Below are 14411 nucleotides of genomic sequence, written 5' to 3'. Positions count from 1 at the left end.
GCTCGAACAAGCCTGCTACAAGCCTGGACTACAGGGGGAATATTAGAGGCTAATCATTAATCAAAACAACAAGATTCGTTTACGATTCTACGAAATTAAAGGATCTAAATAAAAAAGAGAATAAAGCCAATTTAATGGAGGGCTAGCTTATTGGGTTAATCAATTACCCCGGAACCGATCATTTCTTCGTCCATATACCAGGCAGCAAACTGACCGGGAGTCATGCCTCTCTGGGCCTGTTCGAATAGAATGTAAAGGCCGCTTTCGGTAGAGTAGAGGCAGGCCTTCTGAAGTGCCTGTCGGTAGCGGATTCGAACAAGCATTTCGCATTTTTGGTTTGGTGCTAGTGCCAAATCGGGTCGAATCCAATGCAAGTCGGTTGCAGGAATAAAAAGTCCATACCTATTTAAACCCGGATGGTCGTGTCCTTGGCCTACATAAATGGTATTGGTTTTTGTATCTGTAGCTAAAACAAACAAAGGCTCTTTCCGGCCACCAATGTTAAGCCCTTTTCTCTGGCCGATGGTATAGAAATGTGCGCCATTATGCGTGCCAGCTTCAAAGCCCATGTCTGGTTTGTAGCTAACCTCCTTAGCAAATTCTTTCAGTTCTGATTCGGTATAAATTTTACCCAGAACAGGTTTATTAAATACAGGGTTGTATTCAGAGTTTTTTGAAATTTCGATTGTAATCCCCTTTTTAGCTTCGAGCTTTTGCTGCAGAAAGGTTGGCAAATCGACTTTACCAACAAAGCAAATGCCTTGGCTATCTTTTTTTTCGGCGGTAGGCAATTCTAACCTTGTGGCAATCCGGCGGATTTCTGATTTATACAAGTGCCCGATAGGGAAAAGGGCTTTAGCCAGTTGTTGTTGGCTTACCTGACATAAAAAGTAGCTTTGTTCCTTCGAGGGATCAGTACCTGCAAGTAAGCGATGAATGATCTTTCCATCCATTTCGATGGTTTCTTTACGGCAATAATGGCCGGTAGCAATGAAGTCGGCGCCCAGTTCACTGGCTGCATCGGCAAACAGGTCGAATTTCACCTCACGGTTGCACAATACATCTGGATTTGGTGTGCGCCCACGTTGGTATTCATCAAACATATAATCTACCACTCTCTGCCTGTATTGTTCACTAAAGTCGATAGTATGAAAGGGAATTTCCAGTTTGCGGGCTACCAGTTCGGCAAAGATCAGGTCGTCGTTCCAGGGGCAGTCTCCCGAAAGTGTACCTGCCGTATCGTGCCAGTTAATCATAAACATGCCAATTACCTCATGCCCTTGTTCCTTCAGCAGGTAAGCGGCTACGCTTGAATCGACACCGCCTGAAAGGCCAACCACTACCTTCGCCATGGCAGGTTATTGTACACGTTTTATTAAATCCACCATTTTAATGGCGGTATAGGCGGCTTCATCTCCTTTGTTGCCGTGCTTTCCTCCAGCGCGGTCAATGGCCTGCTGCTGATTGTCAGTAGTTAGCACACCAAAAATAAAAGGCATATCAAAGTTTAGGTTCAGTTGAGTGATGCCTTGAGTAACACCCTGGCAGATAAAATCGAAATGTCGTGTCTCGCCCTGGATCACACAGCCAAGAACAATAACTGCATCGAACCTGCCGGTTTGGGCAAGCGCTTTGGCTCCTGCGGTGAGTTCGAATGTTCCGGGTACATGTTCAACTGCAATATCGTCTGGTTTAACACCGTGCTTAAGGAGTGTATTCACTGCTCCATCGCGGAGCGCAAAAGTAATGGCTTCGTTCCATTCTGCTACCACTATGGCTATTTTCATGCCTGATGCATCTGGCATCAGCTGGGGATTGAAGTCGGAAAGATTTTTTAAAGCTGTAGCCATATTCGTAATATTTTACTTTAGATAATGTCAGCGACGGTTTTATTGCTACTTCAAAAATAACTGATTTACAGCTAAATTCTCTAATAAAATATGGGCATTGCCCTTTCTTGATTGATGATGGGTTCGGTGGAAAAAAAAAGTACCAGCACAATAAATTGCTGATACTTTGTTTATGTGGGATTTTTATTTTACAGTTTCAGCTTTACAGCAGCAATGTATTTATCAATTTCGCGGGCTTCTTCCGATGCAGGAAATTCTTTTTTTATGGTTTCGTAAGCAGCAAGGGCTTTTTTTGCCTGCCCCATTTCTTCGTATACTATTCCGGCTTTTTTCAGATAAATGGCCGAAGTCAGTTCGTTGGGTACTTTAGCTGCTGCTTTTTCGTAATACGAAACACCTTTTTTAAGGTCTTCAAGTTCCACATAAGCATCGCCGATGGCTCCAAGAGCAATGGTAGAAACCAAGCGGTCGTTGGCATCGAACTTATTAAGATTTTCAATAGCCTCTTCGTATTGCTCCATTTGCAAATAGGAAATTCCGGCATAATATCTGGCCAGGTTAGCCGATTTTGTACCTCTGTATTCGTCGATAATTTCCAAAAAGCCATAATAGGTACCATCACCTTCGAGGGCTATCTGAAACGAATCTAACTCGAAATAGCGCTCGGCAACAAACATTTGCCCCTGGGCTTCTACTTCTTTAGGTGCGATATAAAAACGCTGATAACTCAGGTATCCACCAACTACAATGGCTATTGCAACAATAATGATAGTAAGGCTTTTGCGGTTATCTTCAATGTATTGTTCGGTTTTCGAAAGTACATTTTCAACCGTTTCGAAACCATCTGGTTCGTGCTTGATATCTTTACTCATTGGGTTTTATTTAATCCGTTTTAAACGGTTGCAAATGTATATTATTTACAAGCAATCGCAAAAATAATTGTGTTATTCTGTCTATTTTTAAGCCGATATTTAAGGCTGCATGTACATCGAGAAACTTTCGCTCATTAATTTTAAAAATTACGAAGAAGCCAGCATCCAGTTGCATGCCCGTGTAAATTGCTTTGTGGGGAACAATGGTGTTGGCAAAACAAACCTACTCGATGCCGTGTATTACCTGTGTATGTGTAAGAGTTATTTCAGCACAAGCGACCAATATACCATCCGACAGGGACAGGATTTTATGGTTCTTCAGGGAAATTTCTGTCACAACCAACAATCCGACGAGTTGTATTGTGGATTAAAAGAAACCAAAGCAAAGCAGTTCAGAAAAAACAAAAAAGAATATCAGCGTTTGACTGATCATATTGGAAATTACCCTGTGGTGATGGTTTCGCCAGCCGATTCGGCGCTTATTACAGAAGGAAGTGAAGAGCGTCGGCGCTATATGAATGCGGTAATTGCACAATACAACCGCGAGTACCTCGAACAAACCATTCGGTACAATAAGATACTGGCCCAGCGTAATCGGTTACTCAAAGAGATGAAGGGGTATGGTGGGTCTGATGAACTATTGGAAGTTTACGATATGCAATTGGTGCCTCTCGGCCGGAGTATTGCGCAAGTGCGAATGCGTTTTGTTCAGGAACTTTCGCTAGTGTTTAAGCGCTATTATGAACTAATTTCCGGTGGTCTTGAAACAGTTGAAATAGCCTACCAGTCGCAATTGCTGCAAGATGATTTTGAAGAATTGTTGAAAAGCAATCTTTTGAGAGACCGTAGTGCGCAGTTTAGTACCGTGGGTATTCATAAAGACGATTTGGAATTAACCATGAATGGTAACTCTATTCGTAAAGTCGGTTCGCAGGGGCAGCAGAAAACATTTCTGGTAGCCCTCAAATTGGCCCAATTCGAGTTTTTAAAACAGATTAAAGGCATAAAACCCATATTACTCCTCGACGATATTTTTGATAAGTTTGATGTAGAAAGAGTTTCGCACATTTTAAGTCTGGTAACAGACGAATCTTTTGGTCAGATTTTGATTACCCACACCAACGAAACGCGGATGCGCGATTTGCTGAAGGCTTACCATGGTTCGTATGCCCTTTTTAAGGTCGAAGATGGAAAACCAACACAGGTAAATGTATGAGAAAGAGCAGCACGCAGCCCCTGAAGGGCATTATACGCGAGTACATTGCCGCATTGGGCCATCAGCAAAAGTTAAAGGAAGTAAACCTGATAGTGAGTTGGGAGGCTATTGCCGGAAGAATGGTGGCCAGGCATACTCAGAAAATCTATGTAAAGAACAAGGTACTTTACGTGTACTTAAATTCGGCAGTTTTGCGCAACGAACTTTTAATGATGCGCGATGATTTTATTCATAAAATAAATGAGCATGCAGGTTCGGAGACTATTCAAAAAATTGTGTTCCGTTAATTCCATTCCAGCATCTTTGCCTTGTTTTCTGGGTTCAGTTTTTGTCACGGTTTTTGCAAAAAAGCAAAAACACGCGCCAAAAACCGTTTAAGAAAGCAATTTTTTACATTAGAATTAAAAATGCATTTTATCATAAATCGAATAGCGTTCGCTGAGCGAGAAAAAGAAATCGCTTTCGAGGCTGGCATTTGCATCGCTATCGGAGCCATGTACCGCATTGCGCTCTACCGATTCAGCAAACATGCGGCGAATGGTTCCGGGTTCAGCTTTATGTGGATCGGTGTGACCGATAAGTTTGCGATAGTCAGTCACGGCATTTTCTTTTTCCAGAATGGCAACAACCACCGGGCCAGAAATCATAAAATCAATCAGGCTATTGTAAAATGATTTCTCCATATGCACTGCATAAAAATTTTCTGCCTGCTTACGGGTTAATCTTAACATGCGCATGGCTGAAATATGAAATCCCGATTCGTTGATAATGGCCAGGATAGGCCCGATAAATTCGTGACTAACCGCACCTGGTTTAATAATGGTAAATGTTTTTGTTCCGGCCATGGCAAATCAGTTAAAAGGTTAATAGGTTGAATATATAAAATATTTCGCTTGTTCTGAATTTGATTATATAATTATATTTGACAATTAATCAGCAATAGAATCTTTGAAACTCTCAAAACGTTTTGATACCAGTGCGCTAAGTGCGCTGCTTAGCAGGCAAAAACAGCATATAGTAATTGTTTCGCACCGCAATCCAGATGGAGATGCCATGGGGTCTTCGCTGGCTTTATACAACACCTTTATTAAATTGGGACACCAGGTGAATGTGGTGGTACCCAATATGTTTGCCGGATTTCTGCGATGGATGCCCGGAGCCTCGCAGGCTATGGTGTACGAATATACTCCCGTAAAATGCGACGAAATTTTTAAGCAATGCACAATATTGATAGCGGTCGATTTTAACGATTTGTCGCGTATCAGAGAATTTTCCAAAAGCCTTATGCCTGGCAATTCATTTAAAGTGCTCATAGACCATCATCCTGATCCGGCCGATTTTGCCAACCTGTCGATATCCGATACATCGGTAAGTTCTACCTGCGAGTTGGTTTTTTTGTTTTTGCGAAGCCTGGGTTTAGACCATCTCATCGACAAGCAAGTGGCAGAATGCATCTATACAGGCATAATGACCGATACGGGATGCTTCAGTTTTAACTCATCGAACAGGCAAACCTTTGATGTCGCTGGCCGGCTTCTTGAACTGGGAATTGAAAAAGATAAGATTTACGACCGCATTTACGATAATTTTTCTTTCGACCGTATGAAGCTTTTTGGTTATTCACTTCACGAAAAGATGATTTATCTGCCGGAGTTTCGTACGGCGTATATTAGTCTCAGCCAGGAAGAGATCAAGAAATATAACTTTAAAGTGGGCGATTCTGAAGGTTTTGTAAATGTGCCCCTGTCAATCAAAGATGTTATTTTTTCTGTGCTTTTTACCGAACGCGACGATGTGGTGAAGCTATCACTGCGCTCCAAGGGAGATTTTGCTGTGAATGCAATTGCCCAGCAATTTTTCGAAGGAGGTGGACACATAAATGCAGCCGGTGGCGAATCGAAGAAAAACCTGGCCGATACGATAAAAGCATTTATCGATTTATTACCAGCCTATAAGGAGGCATTGCATGCCTGTTAAAAACAAATATATGCGAAGCTATTTTGCTTTTCTTCTTCTTCTTTTAGCCTGTGGAAGAGAACAGAAATTGCCCGACCAACAAAAAAATTCTTTCGGTCAGGAAGAGCTGGTTGAAGTGAATCGTATTTTGCTTAAAAAAGACCAACAGCGCATTGCGGCGCATATAAAACGCATGAATTGGAACATGCAGGAAACAGAAACAGGCCTTTGGTACGAAATCCTTCAAAAAGGAAGCGGTAGCCTTGTGGCTTCAGGCGATGAGATTACACTAAAATATTCACTTTCGATGCTCGATGGTACAATGCTTTATTCATCTGCTGAAAAGGGAGCGAAAACTTTAATTGCCGGAAAGGGTGGAGTGGAAAGTGGATTGGAACAGGGAGTTTTGTTATGCAACCTGGGTACAAAGGCTCGTTTTATTCTTCCTCCGCACCTGGCTCATGGTCTTACTGGCGATGGAGAAAGAATACCGGCAAGGGCCATATTGGTATATGAAATTGAAATTATAGAATTGAGAAAAAACTTCAACCCATGAAGAATAAATTGTTTTTGATTTTAGCGATTATAATGCTAACAGCATGCAGCCAGTCACCATTCGAAGGTTATAAAAAATCGCCGAAAGGTTTTTATTATCAATTAAAAGGACTGGGGGAGTCGCAGGATGAGGTTGTGGTAGGCGATTTTATTACCATTGACATTTCCTATTCAACTATTTCCGATTCGGTATTTTTCTCGGGTCGCCGAAAGTTAAGAATTGAAGAGCCTGCCTACAAAGGTGCTATCGAAGATTGTTTTATGAGTTTGCATCCGGGCGAGAGCGCCTCGTTTATTTTGCTGGCCGAACCCTTTTTTAAGCAAACTCTTGAAACTGATCTTCCTGGTTTTTTTGCTCCCGAAGCATTTATGAAAGTGTTGGTTACTATAATTGAAGTACAAAAAATATCGGATTACGAAAATGAAAAGCAGGCATTTCTGAACTGGACCGAAGATTTTGGAGAATACGAAAGGGTGATTCTACAGCAATACATGGCTGAGGAAAAGTTAAACACACAACCAACTGCTTCCGGACTGGTATATGTTCCCATTGTGCAGGGTGCAGGTAAGAAAATTGAAATTGGCGATACCATTACCATCGATTATGAAGGGATATTTCTTAATGGTAAATATTTCGATTCCACCAAACGCAGGCGTCAGCCTTTTCAATTTGTTTATGGTACCGAATGGCAGGTTATAAAAGGCTTGGAAGAGGGACTTTCTTTTATGCGCGAAGGCGACCGGGCGATGTTTATTGTACCCTCGGAACTTGCATTTGGTGCTACGGGCAGTTCTACAGGCATTGTGCCTCCCTTTACTTCTTTGATTTTTGAGGTGGAGGTTAGGTCGGTAAAGGAGGGTGCCAAAGAGAAAATTTAAAAATCCCGACATGCCAAAGCAACCTTTATTGAGTTTTAACATCCTATAGTAATTAAACAGTAATTCAGATATACATTCACTTATTATTTAATCTTATGCGTGTAATAGTCTATAGCCTTTTATCAGCCTTGCTTTTAAGCTCTTGTTTGAACGATCTTACCGATCAGGAAGCAGAAGAAGCACAAGCCAAATACGAATCTTATCTTCAAAGAAATAATTATACAGCCGATGAGCAGATAGGTTATGGTGTATATGTGCGTCTGGCCGCAGGTGCTGATGCCACTAACCCTAAACCCAAAACAGGTCAAACCGTTCTGCTTCAGTACGACGGGTATTATACCAATAACACTTTGTTCGAAACTACCGATTCGGCCAAATCAATTGCTATTTCATACAGAGATGTAGTTATTTTTGGCCCTAAGAGGCACAAAGTAGGTACCCTTATCTGGGGTTTTGATACTGCTATTCGTACGGTGCCTGAGGGTGCTGCAGCCCAGATAGTGATCCCATACCAATATGCCTTTGGAAATTACGAGCCTGTGGTTTACGATGTGGAATTACTGGAAATTATTGAAAATGACTCAGCATGGGAATCTGAGACCTTTCTCGAATTTGCACAAGCCAATGGCTTTGATACTTCGAGGTATATCTCTACAGCAAAGGGCTTGCTTTATAAAACATTTGGTGACGATAGTCTTCGTACCGACCCTGTTCTAAAACTGAACGATGCTGTGTACATCAAGCTAACTGCCCGTTATGCAGAAACATATTACGACAACAATTTGGGCCGTGTGTTTTACCCACGTAAAATTGAAGCCGATACAATTACTTACCTGTATGGTTCCACTACCAAATATCCTATAACCGATGCAATTGATTCTGCAGTAAAATACATGAGAAAAGGCCAGGTTCTCGAAATAGCATTCCTTTCAGGGGCAGAAGCTCCTACGGGTTATCAATGGGGATATGGGGCAAATGGGGTAATTGACAATAATTATAACATTACTATTATCTCGCCTTATACATCGCTCCATTACCGGATTGAACTGGATTCTACTGCACGAGAGAAATAAGCGAAACAACATCGAAATGTTTTAATTTTGCAAATGATCAGACCCGCTGTATTAAAAATATAGCGGGTTTTTTATGCAGTTCTGGCTTGTGTTTTTTCCATCCGGCAGGAGTAAGTGTTTTGATAAATTCACTGGAAGTGGTAAGATTACAGGCCACACAAATGAGTGTAGTAGGGGTGCAGTTGGCGATCAGGTCGTCGAGCATTTGGTTGTTGCGGTAGGGTGCTTCGATAAATATTTGTGTCTGTTTCTGGCTGAACGACAGGCTTTCCAGATTTTTTATAGCTTTAATCCTTTCAGGACCTTTCACCGGCAGATAGCCCTGAAATGCAAAGCATTGTCCGTTTAGTCCCGAAGCCATTAATGCCAGTAATATAGAAGAAGGGCCTACCAGCGGAACCACCTTAATATTTTTGCTGTGTGCCAGCGCTACAATCTCGCTGCCCGGGTCAGCCACGGCAGGCACACCTGCCTCGGAGAGTAGTCCAATATCGAATTCTTCGCAGGGTTTAAGGAAATCATCCAAACGCGTTTTGTCGGTATGTTCGTCGAGTACAAAAAACTCAAGCTGATTAATCAAAGTCTTAATTCCCATTTTAATTAGCTGCCTTCGGGCTGTGCGCTCGTTCTCAACAATATAATACTTTATGTTATTAATAATCTCAACCACCTGCTGAGGGATTACATTCTGTACGGGCGTTTCGCCGATGGTAGAGGGTATGAGATAGAGTTTTCCTTTCATTGTATTTACATTTAAAGCGCAAAGATAATTTATATGCAGCACCAAGCTGCCTTTTAGTTAACTTAGCAAAGCTTAAAAAGTTTTTTATTTCATGTTTCAGTCGTTAAAAGTTACATTTCTGGGCACCGGTACTTCGCAGGGTGTGCCGGTAATTGGATGTCATTGTAAAGTTTGCACTTCGGATGATGCACGAGACAAGCGCCTTCGCTCTTCAGTGTTGATCGAAAGCGGTGATAAGAAGATAGTGATTGATACAGGGCCCGATTTCAGGCAGCAAATGCTTACTCAAAAAGTCGATAATATTACAGCAGTGCTATTTACGCACGAGCATAAAGACCATGTGGCAGGATTGGATGATATACGACCCTACAACTACATTCATAAAAAAGCCATCGATGTGTATGCCGAAGAACGGGTGCAGGAAGCATTGCGACGGGAGTATGCGTATATCTTCAGCCAGAACCCTTATCCGGGTATACCCAAAATACACATGCATTTAATTGGTGCTGATCCCTTTCAGGCTGCCGGTTTAGAAATTATTCCAATCAGAGGTTTTCATCATCGTTTGCCTGTGTTGGGTTTCAGAGTTGGAAAATTTGCCTACTTAACCGACATAAAAACTTTACCGGAAAGTGAAATTGTTAAACTAAGTGGTTTGGAGTTATTTGTCATTAATGCACTGCAAAAAGAGGGACATTCTACACACCTTAACCTTAGCGAAGCTTTGGCTATAATTCAGCAAGTGAAACCTCAAAAAACCTTCCTGACCCATCTAAGTCATCGTTTCGGGCTTCATGCCGAAGAGGAAATTCTTTTACCTTCCAATATTTTTATTGCCTACGACAACCTGAGTGTTCAATTAGTTTAATTTCTGATGCTGTTTTTAATCAGAAAAAAGAAAAGTGCAGAAGGTATTGTTACCGTAATTCCGCATAATAGAATAGCCATTTGAAGGCTAATATTTTCTGATACCACACCAAGCAAAGGACCCATCATCAAAAACAGGAGTCTTATAAAAAGACTGCGCACCGATAGCACGGTAGCTCGCTGTTCGGAAGTGGTAAGTTGGTTGATCAAGTTTTTTAACACCGGGTGGGCAGTACCTCTTATAAAAAAGAAAATAGCAAGTGGAATCATTACTGCAATTTTCGTGTTTAAAATAATAGCGAAAAATAACAACGAAAGTGGGATTCCTGTAAATAGAATACTTTGGATAATTTTCATGCGCTTCACCAACCAGAATGCCGATAAACTGCCCAAAGCGACTAATGTATTAAATGCTGCCCACCAATATCCAAAGTGGTTTTTTTCAATCTCAATATGCTCCAAAATGGGCTGGGCAATCCAGGCCATTGTAAGGCTCGAAAACCCGATAATGGACGAAAACAGGATCAGGTTGCGCAAAACTTTATTGCCATGCAAAACGGCTTTTACTATTGCAATTACCTCTTTAAAATTACCAAGCAATTTAATTTGATGCGATTTTGGTTCGACTAAAAAGAATGCAGCAATCAAACCTACAAGAGTAACCAATGTCTGAAGATAATAATATTGCCTGTAAGTGCTCAGGATGAACACCGAGACAAACAGAGCTGCCGAGACCTCGGCCACATTGCCAAGGGCACTGATATAGCCTTCATGCAGGAGGTATTTTTTTTCTTGTTTTCTCTCGAGCAGAGTATCATAGAGCAAGGCTGAATCTGCTCCTGAGATTAAACTCTGGCCGATACCAAGGAGAATTTCTGCTATTAAAAAATAGGCGAATTCGCCAGAAATACTGTAAACCGCGAATCCTATAACCCCCATCAGGCAGCCCCAAACAAGGGCTTTTTTTCTTCCCCATACATCGGCTACATAGCCCGATGGTACTTCGAATAGCGCAATTACTCCAGAATAGATGGCATGCAGTGTGAGGTATTCGAACTGAGAAAAATCGTTCTCGAGGAAGTACAAATAGCCAATAGGCATGTAAAGCATAAACCATTTCGAGAGCTTAATGATATAAAGCAGGGAGAGGTTTCGAAATGGCATTTCAATTTTATTGTGTTGCAAATATACTACATCTTTTTTAGCCAGAATTATTGCTAAATTGCCGGCAGCAAACCCATAGGATGAATAAGTTTTATTTATTTGAATGATTTTTTTTGCTAAATTGACAAAAATTGAGGAGCCACTTTAGTAAGGATAGAAAATAGCACAGCGATGGTAATAGATTACAAGTCTCTGTTTAAAAAACTAAGCATATATAACTGGAAACTCGGCATTAAGCTTAACGTGCTTGTGTATGTCTTGTTAATAGTTTGTTTCACAGTTATTACTGCGGTTGGGATTAATTTTTTCAGGAAACAGGTAGAAAAAAGCACTTTCCAGAAACTTGAACAATTGGCGTATCATAAAAAAGTCACGTTCGAAAAGGATTATTCAGCATTCTTGCAAGACGCCGAGAGAGTATTTTCCATCGATCTGCTGGGTACAATTGTGCAATTGAAACAATCGTATATCGATTATTTCAACGAAGATTACGATGCCTTTAGTCCAGACACGCTTGCTCAGAGTTCAATGCTTCTTAGAGATTATTACGAATCGGAGATTCTGGGTAAAATAAACTGGAATCGTCCTCCAACTGAACAGATACTTCCGGTAAGGGATATAGAAATAGTTTTGCAGCGCACCTACCTGATCGACAATAAATGGCCTTCAGGAGAAAAAGATAAGCTCTTTACCGCAAAAACAGGCACCAGCTACGATTTCAATCATCAGAGTATACAAGCAGTTTTTCGATCTTTTGCCCGCAACTATGCGGTAAATAACATATATCTGGTCGACGAGAAAACGGGCGATGTGTATTACAACCTTAACAAGAACATTGCCTTGGGTACAAATCTGTTTACAGGACCTTATAAGAATTCAACCATGGCTCAGCTTTATCAGCAGGCCATTGCGTCCACCAACGAAGCTGGCGAAATCATTTTCTCTGATTTTACACATTTCGTACCCGAGTTAAATCAAGCCGCAGCTTATATAGTAAAACCGCTGTTTCTTTATGGCGATAAAGTTTCTGTGGCTATCATTGAATTGCAATCGGATTTTTTTGAAAGTATGGTTTACGATAAATGGATGTTGCAAAATGCCTCTACGATAAAGCTCAATATTTTAGGTGCAGATCAGCTTTTCCGTTTGCACGATCTTGAACAAATCAATGGTAATTCAGAATACCTTGCTCGTCTTGAAAAACTGGGACTTCGTAACGAAGAATTGCTGAAAGCTTCTCAGCTAGGAGGAGGGGCTTTGGTTTTGGGTTTAACAGAATCAGTTGATCATGGTACCTTGGGTATGAAAAAGGTTAGTGACTTTTTTGGCGATCAGTACTACACTATTTCTTTGCCCCTCGAAATAGAAGGATTCGAATGGTATGTAGTTACTCAAATGTCGCTTGTCTACCAGAAGAAAATGATTAAGGCAGCGCAATCCAAGGTGATACTTGTTTATCTTTTATTATTGCTTATGTCTACTCTGGCATTGCAAGGAGTTATTAAGTCCATCATTAGCAGGCTTAATATTTTAAGCAATGCTTTTATCAATTTGTCAAAAGGGCAAAACAACAAAGCTCTCTCCAGTCGATGGCACGACGAACTGGGCAATACTATGGAGGTGTTCAATAAGCTCAACGACCGTATAAAAACTGCCGGAGAATTTGCAGTGAGTCTGGGTGAAAATAAATTGGAAACTCCCTTTGCATCCGATTCAGATAACGACTCATTAGCACTTGCACTTAATACCTTACGCGAAAAACTCATCACTAACAAATCAGAACTTGAACAACGTATTCGTGAAGATGCAAAGCATAACTGGATGAATCAGGGAATTGCAAAATTCAACGATCTGTTGCGTCAGAGCAATAACGATATCAATAACCTGGCCTATATTGTTATTGAAAACCTGGTGGAATATCTGGGGGCCAATCAGGGAGGCGTATTTCTTGTGGAGGGCGATTCAGAATCATCGCGTTATATTGCACAAATTGCAGCCTATGCTTACGACCGGCGTAAATATTTAGATCAACGCATAGAGGTTGGAGAGGGATTGATCGGTAATTGCTACCTCGAAAAAAAATCTATTCATTTAAAGCAACTGCCAGATGATTATATCGAAGTTAGGTCTGGCTTAGGAGGTGCAGTTCCCCGAACACTTTATATTGCTCCCTTGATGAAAGATAAGGACGTATTAGGTTTTGTCGAAATAGCCTCATTTTCCGATTTTGAAGATTATCAGGTGGAGTTTATCGAGAAACTATGCGAGAGTATTGCTGCTACTTTCTCTACAGTAAAGCTGAACACACGCACTGCTGAGCTTTTAGAAGAATCGAAACGACGGGCACATGAAATTGCTCAACAGGAAGAAGAAATGAGGCAAAATCTGGAGGAGATGCAGGCAACCCAGGAAGAACTTGCCCGTTTGCGCGAAGAAGACGAGCGTAAGCAACAAAAGCTTCTAAGTCAGGTTGATATGGCGAACGAAATGGTTCAATCGCTTGTGGATTCGATAGCAGGTGAAGTAATTCTTAAAGACAGTCATGGCGTTGTAGTTCTTGCCAACGCAGAAGCATGCAAGAGATACAACACAAGCGTTGATAGGGTAAAAGGAATCAGCGATTCGGAACTTATCGATATCAGCCTGCAGGATAGTGAACATGAACTTGATAGAATTGCACTTCTCGAAGGTGTTTACATTGGTTACCGGTCGGAGAATGTGAACGGACAGCTTGTTGAATACATTATTGAGAAGAAACCATTTCTACTGAAACAAAAGACAGAGACGGGCATTCTTACTATCTGGAAAAAAGCTGAACGCGATTCGGAATAGGCACAGTTAGGAGTCTTCATTAATTTTTTATTTCGTTAGGTATTCGCCTAAAAAATTTTAACTTTGCACGCGATTTGAATAAGTGCTGTTGCTTTACTTATTTTTGTGCAGATCACTTATAATCAGCGGTTTAATAAATATTAGCAACGCCATCGTAAAGAATTTCAGATTCGGTCTCGTAGCTCAGTTGGATAGAGCAACAGCCTTCTAAGCTGTGGGTCGCGCGTTCGAATCGCGCCGAGATCACAAGGAATGAGAAAGATTAAGATTTTCGGTTGCAACATGGTTGCAGCTGATTTTTTTTAATTCCGGCATATAACGTGTTTTTTAATGACTACACGTGCATAACACCAATAGGGCGGTGCGAGGTCTTCTCACTGTTTTTCTTTCTGTTTTTTACTAAAT

The 14411-nt window shown here is 41.1% G+C and carries 14 protein-coding genes and 1 tRNA gene; 9 read left to right on the top strand and 6 right to left on the bottom strand.

The genetic code is table 11. The annotated features are described in order from the left end of the window. Positions 1 to 155: 155 nt before the first annotated feature. The 3 genes from mnmA to IPM71_01685 form a co-directional block, all read right to left on the bottom strand. On the bottom strand, positions 156 to 1352 hold the full coding sequence (mnmA, locus tag IPM71_01695) for a tRNA 2-thiouridine(34) synthase MnmA (GenBank protein ID QQS51462.1): 1197 nt from the start codon (positions 1350 to 1352) through the stop codon (positions 156 to 158). 6 nt (positions 1353 to 1358) lie between these two features. Further along, positions 1359 to 1850: a 6,7-dimethyl-8-ribityllumazine synthase gene (locus IPM71_01690; GenBank protein QQS51461.1), complete on the bottom strand. Its 492-nt coding sequence runs from the start codon at positions 1848 to 1850 to the stop codon at positions 1359 to 1361. A 188-nt stretch (positions 1851 to 2038) separates the two neighbouring features. Next, positions 2039 to 2722, bottom strand: a complete 684-nt coding sequence (locus IPM71_01685; protein QQS51460.1) for a tetratricopeptide repeat protein — start codon at positions 2720 to 2722, stop codon at positions 2039 to 2041. A gap of 109 nt (positions 2723 to 2831) precedes the next feature. On the opposite strand from IPM71_01685, the gene recF reads away from it, so the two are divergent. Together recF and IPM71_01675 are read left to right on the top strand one after the other, a co-directional pair. Continuing rightward, positions 2832 to 3938 (top strand): DNA replication and repair protein RecF, encoded by a 1107-nt coding sequence (recF, locus tag IPM71_01680; protein QQS51459.1) that lies wholly within the window; start codon positions 2832 to 2834, stop codon positions 3936 to 3938. Next, a complete protein-coding gene (locus IPM71_01675; GenBank protein QQS51458.1) occupies positions 3935 to 4225 on the top strand; it encodes a DUF721 domain-containing protein in 291 nt (96 codons plus the stop codon). Before recF ends, IPM71_01675 begins: the two co-directional genes overlap by 4 nt. 114 nt (positions 4226 to 4339) lie before the next feature. On the opposite strand, the gene ndk is transcribed toward IPM71_01675, so the two are convergent. After that, positions 4340 to 4783: a nucleoside-diphosphate kinase gene (gene ndk, locus IPM71_01670; protein ID QQS51457.1), complete on the bottom strand. Its 444-nt coding sequence runs from the start codon at positions 4781 to 4783 to the stop codon at positions 4340 to 4342. A 103-nt stretch (positions 4784 to 4886) separates the two neighbouring features. On the opposite strand from ndk, the gene IPM71_01665 reads away from it, so the two are divergent. From IPM71_01665 to IPM71_01650, 4 genes are all read left to right on the top strand, one after another. Further along, a complete protein-coding gene (locus IPM71_01665; protein ID QQS51456.1) occupies positions 4887 to 5915 on the top strand; it encodes a bifunctional oligoribonuclease/PAP phosphatase NrnA in 1029 nt (342 codons plus the stop codon). Between the two features lie 10 nt (positions 5916 to 5925). Next, the gene (locus IPM71_01660; GenBank protein ID QQS51455.1) at positions 5926 to 6450 is read left to right on the top strand and encodes an FKBP-type peptidyl-prolyl cis-trans isomerase; all 525 of its coding nucleotides are present in this window, start codon (positions 5926 to 5928) and stop codon (positions 6448 to 6450) included. After that, on the top strand, positions 6447 to 7328 hold the full coding sequence (locus IPM71_01655) for an FKBP-type peptidyl-prolyl cis-trans isomerase (GenBank protein QQS51454.1): 882 nt from the start codon (positions 6447 to 6449) through the stop codon (positions 7326 to 7328). Before IPM71_01660 ends, IPM71_01655 begins: the two co-directional genes overlap by 4 nt. A 95-nt stretch (positions 7329 to 7423) precedes the next feature. Further along, complete coding sequence (locus IPM71_01650) at positions 7424 to 8401, top strand: FKBP-type peptidyl-prolyl cis-trans isomerase (protein QQS51453.1); 978 nt, start codon at positions 7424 to 7426, stop codon at positions 8399 to 8401. A 37-nt stretch (positions 8402 to 8438) separates the two neighbouring features. Here the strand turns inward: IPM71_01650 and IPM71_01645 are convergent, their stop codons facing one another. Beyond that, a complete protein-coding gene (locus IPM71_01645) occupies positions 8439 to 9143 on the bottom strand; it encodes an SAM-dependent methyltransferase (protein QQS51452.1) in 705 nt (234 codons plus the stop codon). Between the two features lie 91 nt (positions 9144 to 9234). Between IPM71_01645 and IPM71_01640 the strand changes: the two genes are divergently transcribed. Continuing rightward, on the top strand, positions 9235 to 10011 hold the full coding sequence (locus IPM71_01640; GenBank protein QQS51451.1) for an MBL fold metallo-hydrolase: 777 nt from the start codon (positions 9235 to 9237) through the stop codon (positions 10009 to 10011). Here the strand turns inward: IPM71_01640 and IPM71_01635 are convergent. Beyond that, the gene (locus IPM71_01635; GenBank protein ID QQS51450.1) at positions 10008 to 11174 is read right to left on the bottom strand and encodes an MFS transporter; all 1167 of its coding nucleotides are present in this window, start codon (positions 11172 to 11174) and stop codon (positions 10008 to 10010) included. The two genes, IPM71_01640 and IPM71_01635, sit on opposite strands and share 4 nt — an antisense overlap. A gap of 171 nt (positions 11175 to 11345) precedes the next feature. Here IPM71_01635 and IPM71_01630 point away from each other — a divergent pair, with 171 nt between their 5' ends. Beyond that, complete coding sequence (locus tag IPM71_01630; protein ID QQS51449.1) at positions 11346 to 14006, top strand: GAF domain-containing protein; 2661 nt, start codon at positions 11346 to 11348, stop codon at positions 14004 to 14006. A 172-nt stretch (positions 14007 to 14178) separates the two neighbouring features. Continuing rightward, a tRNA-Arg gene (locus tag IPM71_01625) sits at positions 14179 to 14252 on the top strand. The last annotated feature ends 159 nt before the right edge of the window (positions 14253 to 14411 follow it).

Source organism: Bacteroidota bacterium, assembly GCA_016699695.1.
GTDB lineage: Bacteria > Bacteroidota > Bacteroidia > Bacteroidales > UBA10428 > UBA10428.
This window is presented reverse-complemented; position numbering and strand designations above follow the sequence as displayed.

Bases quoted from the DNA above. Each gene is read 5' to 3' on its own strand.
- mnmA (QQS51462.1), bottom strand. From the start codon at position 1,352: ATGGCGAAGGTAGTGGTTGGCCTTTCAGGCGGTGTCGATTCAAGCGTA.
- IPM71_01690 (QQS51461.1), bottom strand. From the start codon at position 1,850: ATGGCTACAGCTTTAAAAAATCTTTCCGACTTCAATCCCCAGCTGATG.
- IPM71_01685 (QQS51460.1), bottom strand. From the start codon at position 2,722: ATGAGTAAAGATATCAAGCACGAACCAGATGGTTTCGAAACGGTTGAA.
- recF (QQS51459.1), top strand. From the start codon at position 2,832: ATGTACATCGAGAAACTTTCGCTCATTAATTTTAAAAATTACGAAGAA.
- IPM71_01675 (QQS51458.1), top strand. From the start codon at position 3,935: ATGAGAAAGAGCAGCACGCAGCCCCTGAAGGGCATTATACGCGAGTAC.
- ndk (QQS51457.1), bottom strand. From the start codon at position 4,783: ATGGCCGGAACAAAAACATTTACCATTATTAAACCAGGTGCGGTTAGT.
- IPM71_01660 (QQS51455.1), top strand. From the start codon at position 5,926: ATGCGAAGCTATTTTGCTTTTCTTCTTCTTCTTTTAGCCTGTGGAAGA.
- IPM71_01655 (QQS51454.1), top strand. From the start codon at position 6,447: ATGAAGAATAAATTGTTTTTGATTTTAGCGATTATAATGCTAACAGCA.
- IPM71_01650 (QQS51453.1), top strand. From the start codon at position 7,424: ATGCGTGTAATAGTCTATAGCCTTTTATCAGCCTTGCTTTTAAGCTCT.
- IPM71_01645 (QQS51452.1), bottom strand. From the start codon at position 9,143: ATGAAAGGAAAACTCTATCTCATACCCTCTACCATCGGCGAAACGCCC.
- IPM71_01640 (QQS51451.1), top strand. From the start codon at position 9,235: ATGTTTCAGTCGTTAAAAGTTACATTTCTGGGCACCGGTACTTCGCAG.
- IPM71_01635 (QQS51450.1), bottom strand. From the start codon at position 11,174: ATGCCATTTCGAAACCTCTCCCTGCTTTATATCATTAAGCTCTCGAAA.
- IPM71_01630 (QQS51449.1), top strand. From the start codon at position 11,346: ATGGTAATAGATTACAAGTCTCTGTTTAAAAAACTAAGCATATATAAC.